Origin of the sequence: Acinetobacter sp. YH12156 (genome assembly GCF_013418235.1) — a bacterium.
Taxonomy (GTDB): domain Bacteria; phylum Pseudomonadota; class Gammaproteobacteria; order Pseudomonadales; family Moraxellaceae; genus Acinetobacter; species Acinetobacter pseudolwoffii.
In genome coordinates this window covers 165,286-177,688 of sequence record NZ_VPCL01000011.1, presented here as the reverse complement: position 1 = coordinate 177,688, position 12,403 = coordinate 165,286, and the positions used below count along the sequence as shown (strand labels likewise).

The 12,403-nt window shown below is 42.2% G+C and carries 11 protein-coding genes; 7 read left to right on the top strand and 4 right to left on the bottom strand.

The window, feature by feature from the left end:
- Positions 1-159 precede the first annotated feature (159 nt).
- On the top strand, positions 160-2,163 hold the full coding sequence (locus FTU87_RS10715) for an ATP-binding protein (protein WP_180097288.1): 2,004 nt from the start codon (positions 160-162) through the stop codon (positions 2,161-2,163).
- A gap of 47 nt (positions 2,164-2,210) precedes the next feature.
- On the opposite strand, the gene gatB is transcribed toward FTU87_RS10715, so the two are convergent.
- The 3 genes from gatB to gatC are packed head-to-tail and all read right to left on the bottom strand — an operon-like array spanning position 2,211 to position 5,537.
- Positions 2,211-3,692 (bottom strand): Asp-tRNA(Asn)/Glu-tRNA(Gln) amidotransferase subunit GatB, encoded by a 1,482-nt coding sequence (gatB, locus tag FTU87_RS10710; RefSeq protein ID WP_180097286.1) that lies wholly within the window; start codon positions 3,690-3,692, stop codon positions 2,211-2,213.
- Positions 3,692-5,170: an Asp-tRNA(Asn)/Glu-tRNA(Gln) amidotransferase subunit GatA gene (gatA, locus tag FTU87_RS10705; RefSeq protein WP_180097283.1), complete on the bottom strand. Its 1,479-nt coding sequence runs from the start codon at positions 5,168-5,170 to the stop codon at positions 3,692-3,694. The genes gatB and gatA overlap by 1 nt, the downstream gene beginning before the upstream one ends.
- 52 nt (positions 5,171-5,222) lie before the next feature.
- On the bottom strand, positions 5,223-5,537 hold the full coding sequence (gene gatC / locus FTU87_RS10700) for an Asp-tRNA(Asn)/Glu-tRNA(Gln) amidotransferase subunit GatC (RefSeq protein ID WP_005096170.1): 315 nt from the start codon (positions 5,535-5,537) through the stop codon (positions 5,223-5,225).
- A gap of 132 nt (positions 5,538-5,669) precedes the next feature.
- Between gatC and FTU87_RS10695 the strand changes: the two genes are divergently transcribed.
- From FTU87_RS10695 to FTU87_RS10670, 6 genes are all read left to right on the top strand, one after another.
- The gene (locus FTU87_RS10695; protein WP_004279360.1) at positions 5,670-6,716 is read left to right on the top strand and encodes a rod shape-determining protein; all 1,047 of its coding nucleotides are present in this window, start codon (positions 5,670-5,672) and stop codon (positions 6,714-6,716) included.
- Between the two features lie 16 nt (positions 6,717-6,732).
- Positions 6,733-7,590, top strand: a complete 858-nt coding sequence (gene mreC / locus FTU87_RS10690; RefSeq protein WP_005096172.1) for a rod shape-determining protein MreC — start codon at positions 6,733-6,735, stop codon at positions 7,588-7,590.
- Positions 7,577-8,068, top strand: coding sequence for a rod shape-determining protein MreD (gene mreD / locus FTU87_RS10685; protein ID WP_005096176.1), 492 nt, complete (start codon positions 7,577-7,579; stop codon positions 8,066-8,068). Before mreC ends, mreD begins: the two co-directional genes overlap by 14 nt.
- On the top strand, positions 8,056-8,622 hold the full coding sequence (locus FTU87_RS10680) for a Maf-like protein (RefSeq protein ID WP_005172102.1): 567 nt from the start codon (positions 8,056-8,058) through the stop codon (positions 8,620-8,622). The genes mreD and FTU87_RS10680 overlap by 13 nt, the downstream gene beginning before the upstream one ends.
- A 41-nt stretch (positions 8,623-8,663) precedes the next feature.
- The gene (gene rng / locus FTU87_RS10675; RefSeq protein WP_005096179.1) at positions 8,664-10,118 is read left to right on the top strand and encodes a ribonuclease G; all 1,455 of its coding nucleotides are present in this window, start codon (positions 8,664-8,666) and stop codon (positions 10,116-10,118) included.
- A 132-nt stretch (positions 10,119-10,250) separates the two neighbouring features.
- Entirely contained in the window at positions 10,251-10,424 is a 174-nt protein-coding gene (locus tag FTU87_RS10670) for a PA1571 family protein (RefSeq protein WP_005096185.1), read from the top strand.
- A gap of 207 nt (positions 10,425-10,631) precedes the next feature.
- On the opposite strand, the gene FTU87_RS10665 is transcribed toward FTU87_RS10670, so the two are convergent.
- A complete protein-coding gene (locus FTU87_RS10665; protein WP_005096186.1) occupies positions 10,632-12,014 on the bottom strand; it encodes a wax ester/triacylglycerol synthase family O-acyltransferase in 1,383 nt (460 codons plus the stop codon).
- Positions 12,015-12,403: the final 389 nt, after the last annotated feature.

Here is a 12,403-nt window from a genome sequence, read left to right as displayed (position 1 = left end):
TCATGAGAAAGCCCATATAAATGGGTAATGTACAAGTTGCTGTAGAAGCATGTTTAATTCGTCTGATCACAGATACTTTATAAAGTATTTTAATACTTTTTTGAATCCGTCAATGCGTAAGTCCTATAATATTTGATCTTTAAAAAAAAGAATCTATCAATGACTAACGAATTTCAAAGTTTCGATCCCTTAGATGCTAAACAAATCCAATCAACTGAGGTTGCAGCTCTTGCACAAAAGAGAGAGTTGAAAAATATTTTAGGTAGTTATGTGGGATGGTTCGACCCTTTCTGTGAACTAATTCAAAATTCATTAGATTCGATAGAAAAACATTTAGAAACAGCACCAGCCGAATATAAACCTAACTTAAATATTACAATTAATTTACAAGATAATTCCTTAATTGTGACTGATAATGGATTAGGGTTAGATGAGCCGAAGTTCACACAATTTCTATGCCCTAATATTTCTTTTAAAACTCCAGGCAAAAAAAATCGAGGACATAAAGGGGTCGGTGCTACATATATAGCTTATGGTTTTAATGATGTACAGGTATCCACAAAAACTAACTCATATAAAGCTGTTGGGAGAATGAAAGGGGCAAGGAACTGGTTGGATGATGAGAGTCCTGCCGGAAACCCTAAAATGTATTCAGATCATCAAAATGGTTATTTGGATAAAGAATTTGAAAAATTTGAAACTGGAGTTTCTATTTATTTAAAGTTTGATAAAAAAACACACCCAAGTGATTTAAATTATTATCAAGCGAAAAAACCAGATCAGTGGTTCAAAATTTTAAAAGTCAAAACAGGATTAGGTGCTTTTTTTGAAAATAAAGATATTAATATAAAAATAAATATAATAGATAAAAATGGAAATAAAGCATCAGAAATTTTTCAAGGAATAGAATATTTATGGCCTGAAAATGAAGTTGTAAAGAAAGTACGTCTCCGTGATATTTTAGAGATGCAAGATATACTTTATAATAAAGGAAAAGATCTAAAAAAAGATTTGCCTTCGAGATTAAGGAATGCAGAGGTCTTATATGATTTTTGGGATACACAAGAATTAATAAACTTAGCAGAAAATAAAAGATTAGGTATTTCTTTTAGTGAGGATGAAAAAAAATTAATTAAAAAGTATGAAATTAATGTTCATGCATCATATGTCTATACAGTAAAAATTTGGGATAATATTTGTAAAAAAGTTGATTATAGAAAAAATGGTAAATTATTATATGGAGGTGTTCAAATCTCAGCTAATAATATGCCTCAAGGTAATTTAATACAAATTCCTTTAAACAGAAATATTGGACGACAAAATCAATTACATTGTGTTATACATTTTAATAATTGTTCTGCTGATTTAGGTCGTAAAGGTTTTAGTAATGAAATTAATGAGTTAGCTAAAGAAATATCAAAAAAAATAGCAGATGGTCCATTTTTACGTTTTAAATTTGCACTCCAAGTAAATACAGGTACTTCAGTGAGTGATCTAGAAAGTCAACAAAAGATTTCTGATTGGAAAGCAGAAATGGCTAAACATGAAGAATCAAAGCCATTAATTTTAGAAAATGAAAATTTTTTCCTACCACAACGTAAAATTTCAATTACTTCTGTTCCAACCCGAGAACAGGATGTTATAGCATTATTTAATCAAATGATAGCTGGTGGTGTAATACGTGGTTTAAGGATTATGTCTACTAATGAAAGAACTAGTTATGATGGATTATATAGAATTATTATTGAAGAACCTAGTAATCATCACCTTTATGATGAAATAAAAAATCCATTAGGTATTTCAGAATATGCAATTCCTGATAATTTACCATTGGTTATGGAGCCAAGAATTTTAGAATATAAATTTAATATGGATGCACTGTTTGAAGATATTTCAAATGGAAATAAGAATTCAAATGATCTTGATTTACTAATTGTTTGGGAGTCTGGCTCGAATTATGAACAACATTATAAAATTACTTCATTATTAGATCCTGATAATCTGAATTTAAGACAATATCATGGGGTTACGCATACAGCTACTAATACAAATACTGATCAAAGAGAGTTTGATATTATTATTTTGAGTGAACTTATTAGATTTTTAAATAATTCAGATGAGGAATTAAAAAATCAAATAGAGAAATATGAAAATAATTTCTAAATAAAAAACCCGCTCTAAAGCGGGTTTTCTTTTAAAGAAAGATCAGATCAACCAATCAATTTCTTCATCAATTCATTCACTTGAGCAGGGTTGGCTTTACCCTTAGACGCTTTCATCACTTGACCAACCAGACCGTTGAAAGCTTTTTCTTTACCAGATTTGTACTCTTCAACCATCTTCTCGTTGGCGGCAAGCACTTCCTTAATAATTGCTTCAATCGCGCCTGTATCAGTTTCCTGTTTCAAGCCTTTCTCAGCAATAATTTCGTCCGCAGTTTTGCCTTCATCCCACATAAAGCCGAACACTTGTTTCGCGATCTTACCGCTAATGGTGTTATCGACAATACGTGCGATCATGCCGCCAAGTTTTTCCGCAGAAACAGGAGAATCTTGAAGATCTAGGCCTGCTTTGTTGAGCGCCCCTGAGAATTCGCCCATCACCCAGTTTGCAGCAATCTTACCTTGTGCAGCGCCGCCAGCAGCTTTCACGACTTCTTCATAAAACTCTGACATTTCACGAGTAAGCGTTAGAACGTGAGCATCGTACTCAGTCACGCCAAAGTCCGCCACAAAACGCGCACGACGTGCCGCAGGCAGCTCAGGCATGGTGGCTTTGATTGCTTCGATTTGTTCATCCGCAATCACCACCGGTAACAAGTCTGGGTCCGGGAAGTAACGGTAATCGTTGGCTTCTTCTTTTGAACGCATAGAACGCGTTTCCATCTTCACAGGGTCGAATAAACGCGTTTCCTGATCAATGGTGCCGTCCCATTCTAGAATTTCCATTTGACGTTCAATTTCAACATTGATCGCTTGTTCAATAAAACGGAATGAGTTCAGGTTTTTCAATTCGCAACGCGTACCGAAGGGTTGACCCGGACGACGTAAAGACACGTTACAGTCACAACGGAACGAACCTTCTGCCATGTTGCCGTCAGAAATGCCTAACCAGCGCACCAGCGTATGAATCGCTTTAATATAAGCAACCGCTTCTTCAACCGAACGCATATCTGGTTCAGAAACAATTTCAAGCAGCGGCGTACCGGCACGGTTCAAGTCAATGCCTGACATACCTTCGAACTGGTCATGAATCGATTTACCTGCATCTTCCTCAAGGTGCGCACGGGTTACGCCAATCCGTTTAACCGTGCCATCTTCAAGCTGGATGTCGATATGACCCAAGCCCACAATCGGATTGTCCATCTGGCTAATCTGGTAGCCTTTTGGTGAATCCGGGTAGAAATAGTTTTTACGCGCAAACACAGAAGCCTGGTCGATGTAAGCATCGATACCCAGACCAAAGCGAATCGCAAGATCCACCACTTCTTTGTTCAATACCGGCAATACGCCCGGCATAGCTAAATCAACCAGGCTGGCTTGGGTGTTTGGATCATTACCAAAAACAGTCGATGAACCTGAGAAAATTTTGGTATTGGTGGCAAGCTGGGTGTGAATCTCGATACCAATAACGACTTCCCAGCCATCAATCAGGTTGGATTTCGGTTTAGCCGATTTTTGAGCTTGAGCCATTATGCGTTCTCCTCAGCAATTGCAGCGCGTTGTGTATGCCAATCTGTGGCCTGTTGATACTGATGTACCACAGACAACAATTGAGATTCTGACCAGTAATTCCCAATCAACTGTAAGCCAACTGGCAAGTTGTTCTGGTCAAAACCAACAGGCGCGTTAATCGCAGGAAGACCTGCCAGGTTCACTGCAAGTGTATAAATATCGCCCAGGTACATTTCAACCGGAGTCAAATCCGCACCAATTTTATAGGCAGTCGTTGGCGCAGATGGCGCAGCAATCACATCGACAGATTCAAAGGCTTTAAGGAAATCTTGCTGGATCAGGCGACGTACTTTTTGTGCTTTCACATAATATGCATCGTAGTAACCCGCGGATAACGCATATGTGCCAATCAGGATACGACGTTGCACTTCTGCACCAAAACCTTCTGAACGTGAACGTTTGTACAAGTCCATCAAGTCCACTGGATTTTCACAGCGGTAGCCATAACGCACACCGTCAAAGCGTTGTAAGTTAGAGGATGCTTCAGCAGGTGCGATCAGGTAGTAAGTCGGAACGTAGCTTTCGGTCATGTTGAGGTCGATCTCAACCAGCGTAGCGCCCATGTCTTCTAACTTTTTCAATGATTCTTCGACACGTGCTTTAACATCTTCAGCTAGGCCGGAAACATTAAAGTACTGTTTTGGAATACCAATGCGTAAACCTTTGACGGATGTATCATTCAGGTTCGCCACATAGTTATCTACGGTTTGATTCATTGACGTTGAATCTTTGGCATCATGACCGGCCATCACGTTCATCAGGTAGGCACAGTCTTCTGCTGAGCGTGCCATCGGGCCGCCTTGGTCGAGGGATGATGCATAGGCAATCATACCGAAGCGCGACACACGGCCATAGGTCGGTTTAAGTCCAGTCAGGCCACAGAATGACGCAGGTTGACGAATAGAGCCACCGGTGTCAGTACCGGTAGCGAAGGGTGCCAGATCCGCTGCAACAGCTGCTGCTGAACCACCTGAAGAACCGCCAGGAACATGGTTTAAATTCCAAGGGTTAGCCGTTGCGCCGTAATATGAGTTTTCAGAGGTCGAACCCATGGCGAATTCGTCCATGTTCACTTTACCCAAAGTCACCAGGCCCGCAGCTTTGCCTTTCGCGACAACGGTGGCGTCATAAGGGGAGATAAAATTGTCCAGTATTTTAGAACCGGCAGTGGTTTTGATGCCTTGAGTACAGAAAATGTCTTTATGCGCGATTGGTACGCCTGTTAACACATTTGCACCACCTGCCTTACGCAGTGTGTCAGCCGCATCAGCTTCTGCCAATGCCAATTCAGGCGTAACGGTTACATATGATTTTACTTGAGCATCAATTTTTGCAATACGCTTTAAGTAATGTTCAGTCAATTCGCGAGATGAAAACTGGGCATTTGCCAGACCTTCACTGAGTTCACGAATGGATAAGCGATGTAAATCTGTCATGAGAAATAATTCTTTACGTTTAATTTAATAAAAAGAATGAACTGGGTAGTAATTACTCAATCACGCGCGGTACGAGGTATAAACCATCCTGAACAGCAGGTGCAACTGCTTGGTATTGCTCGCGATGATTGCTTTCTGAGACCACATCTTCACGTAGTGGCTGAGGATGGTCGAAAGGGCTCTTCAGCGGTTCAATTCCGTCGGTATTGATGCCTTTCAATGTGTCCATCATGCCTAAAATCTTATTTAAACTTTGAGCATATTCAGCAGATTGCGTATCATTGAGAGATAACCTTGCAAGGTGGGCAATGGCTGAAACTGTTTCTGCACTTAAATCTGCAGAATGCTGTGCATCCGATGTAGACATAATATTACCTAATCAGTATTAAAAAAATTCAAATTATCATGCGTTATGATAAGCGATTGACTTGTCCAAATCATCACATTTAGTTAAAGTTGCCACCTTGCGTCCATATAAAGTTTAATTGAGAACGTCCCCGTGATTCTAAAACGACTAATAGGCTTGTTTTCGCCAGATCTTGCCATTGATTTAGGTACTGCAAATACACTTATTTATGCGCCAGGACGAGGCATTATATTAAATGAACCCACGGTTGTAGCTATCCGTCATAGTGGTTCACATAAAATTGTTGCCGCTGTAGGTCTTGAAGCGAAACAAATGCTAGGTCGTACCCCAGCCAATATCTCAGCAATCCGCCCCATGAAAGATGGGGTGATTGCGGATTTTGAAGTCACTGAAACCATGCTGAATCAGTTCATTCGCAAAGTACATGAAAACCGTCTGTTTACTCCGGCACCGCGTGTGGTGGTGTGTGTACCATGTAAATCGACGCTGGTTGAACGTCGTGCTATTCGTGAAGCGGTATTTAATGCTGGTGCACGTGATGTCCGTTTAATCGAAGAACCGATGGCAGCGGCCATTGGTGCAGGTATGCCAGTTGAGCAGGCCTGTGGTTCAATGGTGGTCGATGTCGGTGGTGGTACCACTGAAATTGCGATCATTTCCCTGCAGGGTTGTGTCTATGCAGATTCTTTACGGATTGGCGGTGATGTCTTTGATGAGCAGATCATTAACTATGTGCGTAAGGCGCATGGCTGTGTGATTGGTGAAACCACGGCAGAAGTGATCAAAAAAGAAGTGGGCATGGCCTTGCCAGATGAAGGTGCTAAACCGCTTGAAATTGAAGTTCGTGGCCGTAATCTTGCAGAAGGTGTACCACGTGCGATTGTGGTTAACTCAGACGAAGTGACTCAAGCCATTTCAGATCCTTTGCAAAACATTGTGTCTGCGGTGAAATCAGCACTAGAACACACACCTCCTGAGCTTTCTTCGGATATTGCTGAACGCGGTATCGTGTTAACCGGTGGTGGTGCATTGCTGCGTAATCTAGACAAGCTGCTGGCCAAAGAAACCGGCCTGCCGGTTGTGGTGGCAGAAGATCCACTCTCATGTGTAACCCGTGGTGGTGGCAAGGTACTCGAATTTTTCGACAATCCAAATCATGACATGTTATTCGTAGGCTAAGAAAAGGATTCGGCGGGTGCAAGCACATCTGTTTTCTCGACAACCGCCATCTTTTCGCTCTTTTATCATTGCATTGGTAACATGCTTGGTGGTGCTTTTCTTTGATTGGCGCATGCCACATGTTGTACAACCTGCAAGGGATGTCCTGTACGCGGCCTATAATCCTATTTATGCTGTGGCCAGTTATCCGGTATTGTCGCGAGAGTGGTTGAATCAACAAACCAAGTCTGAAGTTCAGTTGCGTCGGGAAAATACCGCGATGCAGGCTGAGTTGTTGCAGGCGCAAGTTCGCTTACAAAAAATCTCTGAACTTTCTGCTGAAAATACCCGTTTGCGCGGTCTGCTCGATACACCACTGATCATTGACGGGCGTATTGAAATTGCGGAAGTGATTGGCACCGATGCCGATCCTTTAAGACATATCATTGTGATCAACCGGGGTTCAAATAACGAGCTGAAAGTCGGGCAAACGGTACTGGATGACAAGGGGATTATGGGACAGATTATTAATGTCTATCCGCATAGTAGCCGGGTCATGCTGTTGTCTGATAAAGAACATTCATTGTCAGTGCGTCTGGAACATACCGGAATGCGTGCCATTGTCTCGGGGACGGGTGATCTGGGACGTTTGAAAATGGAATATGTACCGACCAGTGCCAATATCAAGGTCGGGGAAAAAGTCTATAGTTCCGGCTTGGGCCAACATTTTCCGGCAGGTTATCTGGTGGGGCAGGTGTCCAAAGTACAACGACATAATTCAGGTGAATTTGCCCAGATTGATGTAACGCCAGCCGCGCAGCTGGCCGGTGGTCATCATGTGGTGGTGTTATTTTCCGATTCATTGGCGATGGAGCAACCGCATGTCAATCGCTAAGATGAAATCCAGAAAGCATCGTGATCCCTTATTTGCCATCGTTATTTCGGTGATCGTGGCTTCGATTTTGATGGTCTATCCACTTTCTTATACCCTCTCGGGCTGGCGTCCGCTGTTCATGCTGATGGTGATGCTGTTCTGGGTGTTGTGTCAGCCGACCTGGTGCGGGATCTGGTTTGCCTTTGGTACCGGTATTTTTATTGATTTGCTGCTGGACGCACCTTTAGGTCTGAATGCCCTCAGCTTTATTATTATTGCCTTTTTAGCCCGTTTTCTGACGCGTGAACGCCGTATCCTGACCTTTAATAATCTCTGGGTGATTACGGGGCTGGCAATTGTTGCACATTTGCTGATGATCTTTTTTGCCCAGATTGTGGCAGGCGTGCAATTTTCTTTTGCCAGGCACTGGATTCCAATGCTGACCAGTATTCTGGTTTGGCCTGTCCTCTATTATATGTTGAAAAAATGGCGCATATAATTCTCGCTTCCAGCTCACCTCGGCGTCGTGAGTTATTACAGCAGCTCGGACTGAGCTTTGATATCTACAGTCCGGATATCGATGAATCTGTGCGTGAAGGTGAATCCGTCGCGGCTTATGTTGAACGTCTGGCACGAGCCAAGGCTGATGCAGTGGCCGAGCGTTATCCAGATGCAATCATCATTGCTGCGGATACCAGTCTGGGGGTCGATAGTGAGATTTTGGGTAAACCAGAATCCAAGCAACATGCCATTGAAATGTGGACAAAAATCTCCGGTCGGTGGCATGATGTCTATAGCGGTGTCTGTGTTCGTACAAAAGATGAAAAATACAGTATAGTGGTACGTACGCAGGTCGAATTTCAAATCCTGAGTGCCGCAGACATGGAAAGTTACTGGGACACAGGTGAGCCGCTGGGGAAAGCCGGGGCTTATGCGATTCAAGGAATTGCAGCACGTTATATTCCAAAAATACAAGGCAGCTATTCCAATGTGGTCGGCTTGCCGCTCTATGAAACCGTACAGTTATTACAGACAGTTAAGGCACTAAATTAACTGCTGATAAAAAGAATTTTTATAATGTTTTGAGTGTAATTATGTCTGACGAGTTATTGATTAACGTCACGCCGATGGAATGTCGGGTCGCGTTGATTGAAAACGGCACGGTCAATGAACTGTTTGTCGAGCGTACGGCCAAGCGTGGCTTGGTCGGTAATGTCTATAAAGGCAAAGTGGTACGGGTCTTGCCGGGTATGCAGGCTGCGTTTGTGGATATTGGTCTGTCCAGAACGGCATTTTTGCATATCAATGATATGGTCTGGCCGCGCCAGCAGCCCACCCCAAATGTCTTTGAACTGCTTCAGCCCGGTCAAATCCTCACGGTTCAGGTGATGAAAGATATGCTGGGTACCAAAGGTGCCCGTCTTTCCACGGATTTGTCTATTCCTTCGCGTTATCTGGTGCTGATGCCTTATGGCAATCATATTGGGGTGTCGCAGCGAATTGAATCTGAGGAAGAGCGCAATCGTTTGCGTTCGATTATTGAGCGGATTCAGGCCGAGCATAAGCTGCCAGGCTCAGTGATTGTACGTACCGCTGCTGAAGGTATTGAAGAAGCAGCCATTGCCCAAGATATGGCTTATCTGGCCAAGCTTTGGGAATATATCCAGCGTAAGCAGAAGATTATTGCAGTTCCCTCGCTGATCTTTGAAGAATTGCCTTTACCACAACGGATCATTCGTGATCTGGCCAATGAAGAAACTGCAAAAATCTACGTCGATTCACGTGAAATTCATGCCAAGCTGCAAGAGTTTGTCGAAGAATTCGTGCCGAATATGCGAGACCGCTTACTGCACTACCCGGGCGAGCGTCCAATTTTTGACTTATATAATGTTGAAGAAGATCTGCAAAAGGCGCTGCAAACTCGTGTTGCGTTGAAGTCGGGCGGTTATCTGATGATTGATCAGACCGAAGCGATGGCCACCATTGACGTCAATACCGGCTCTTATGTGGGTGGTCGCTCACTGGAAGACACTGTTTTTAAAACCAATATGGAAGCGACTCAGGTCATTGCACGTCAGTTGCGTCTGCGTAATCTGGGTGGAATTATCATCATTGATTTCATTGATATGCAGGAAGCGCAGCATCGTGAAGAAGTGATGAAACAGTTTGAGCGCATGTTGGAACGTGACCATGCTAAAACCAAGATTACTCAGGTATCTGAACTGGGTCTGGTGGAAATGACCCGGAAACGCACCCGTGAGTCACTGGAACATTTACTCTGTGAATCCTGTCCGACTTGTCAGGGACGTGGTTATGTCAAAACAGCCGAGTCAGTATGTTACGAAATATTCAGAGAAATTCTGCGTTATGCACGTGCTTATGAGTCGCAGAGTGGCTTTACTGTTGTCGCGCATCCCGCTGTAATTGATCGTTTACTAACAGTAGAGGCCCCAGCAGTCGCTGATCTAGAGCATTTCATTAATCGCGTGATTAAGTTCCAAGTAGAAAATCTGTATACGCAAGAGCAATACGATATCATTCTCAGCTGAAATTGTAACAGAATATCGTTAAACACTTGTTACATCTGAAATTTTACATTGGTGCTGTTATTTACAATACTAGATGCATGAATTAGCCAAAGCCGTTTCTCCCAGTTTCAGGCTTAGCAAAAGGAGTGTGTTATGAATATGAGTAAAGCAGTAATTAATAAAGGCCTAAAACACGTATTAGAACCAAAGACTGTACATGCAGGATATATCGTCGATGAGCGCGGTAATGAAGTCCAGATTACCGCCAGCATGATTCGTAATGCCTGCCATCAATTATTACAACAGTGTCGTACCATCAAAAGCTAATGCTACCGATACAGAATCTTGTGCAGATTGAAATAAATTCTAGGCAATCAAAAATGGATGCATCATCCCAAAAATATAAAATAAATTTAAAACGATGTTAAAAAATAAAACCAAGGGGCTCTATGAGCCCCTTAATTATGTGCGCTAGGACTGGCAAAAATGATCAACACTTTTTTCAGTTTATATATTCTATTTATTGATCCGCGGCTAGCTCACCGCCTGTAACTTTGGGACAGGTTCACCATCTACAATTCGTTCAAAACGCTGGATTTCTTCTTCAAGATGCGTCAGCAAGTTCTGCATTTTCGGCAGGGCATTACGGCATGCGGTTAAGCCGACTTCCAGTTTGTCCAGATAGCTGGTCATGGTAATGTTCAAAGCCTGCCCATCTAGTACAATTGAGGCTGGATAAAGCGCTTCGAGACGTGCACCATTCCAATATAGCGGTTCCTGAGGGCCGGGTACATTGGAAATAATCACATTAAATGCCTGGCGCGTTGGCATTAAACCGGATGCAATGTTCAGACCGGCTGCACCATAGACAAAGGCACTATAATTTAAAATCTGATTGGCATTCATGCGTTTAAAACGTTCCTTGGCACTCAGTACACTGCCACGTACAATTTTGAGACGTTCCAGAGGATCTTCTTTATGGGTGCCCAGATTGGCCAGAATCATGGTAATGCGATTGGAAACATCCGAATCATCACTTCGAACCGAGGCCGGAACCATAGCAATTAATGGTTTTTTCGGTAAAGCGTTTTGTGATAGTAAATATTCACGTAGTGCACCTGAACAGATGGCCAGTACCATGTCATTAATCGTGACGCCCAATGCTTTAGAAATATGCCGTAAACGTGAAAATTCAAAGGATTGTGCCGCAAAACGACGCGAAGCACTGACACGTTGGTTCAGAATACAACTTGGTGCCTGAAAACTGGACACATAATCCGGATTGCGCCCCATATCCTTCATGACGGTCTGAGACAGCTCATAAGCGACGCGTGGTGCGCATTCCAGTTGGCCTTTAATGGTTTGCAGGACATTTTTAAAAGCATTGACCTTAGGTGCTTTAAGGCGTTTGGCGCGTGGCCCTTCAACACACCACGGTGGCACAATACTTTTGGCATTCGGATCATGCGACAGCGATTTTTCGACCAGACGCATGCCGGCGATTCCGTCCACCATCGCATGATGGATCTTGAAATACATGGCAAAACGATTACCTTCAATTCCTTCAATAATATGACAGGTCCATAAAGGCTTGGCACGATCAATCAGCGCACTATGTTCTTGTGAAATATAAGTGAGCAATTCACGGATACGACCCGGTTTCGGCAGGGCAATATGACGAAAATGATGATCTAAATCAAATTCTTGGTCTTCATCCCAAAACAGGCCATTTAAATAATTATTAAAAGGTGGAATCGGCGATGATTTGGAGTTTTGAATATCAGTGACGAGATCCTGAATAAAGGAAGCGGGTGCATTTTCGGGAATTTGGAATAAAAATAGTCCACCTACATGCATAGGCTGCTGCCGTTTCTCTAAAGTTAAGAAAATAAAATCAATTGGATGTAATGGACGCATAGCGTGGATTGCCTCACTGCATTCTCTATGGCTTTTTTGCTAAAAAGCCTTGTTAGAATTATTACTTTAGTTTTTAAAGTATATCTTTTTTAGCATATAAATGAACTGCTTTATCTTGCCTCAACTGTGAAAAAGTGGCTATTGACAAGAACAAAATATCTTCCTAAGTTTATGAAATGTGAAAATTTTAGTTTTAAAATAGTTTGCTAAAAATAGTATTTACTAGGCGAAGTGGAATGTAACTTAATAATTATGTGTTATTAAAAGAATAGCATTGTGTTCAATTTCACATTTTATGCTAATAAATCAATGAGCTAGAATTTTATAAACTCTTTAATTAAAATAATATTATCCCGATAAAAGGTCATTTATATCTTGTCACTAAATGT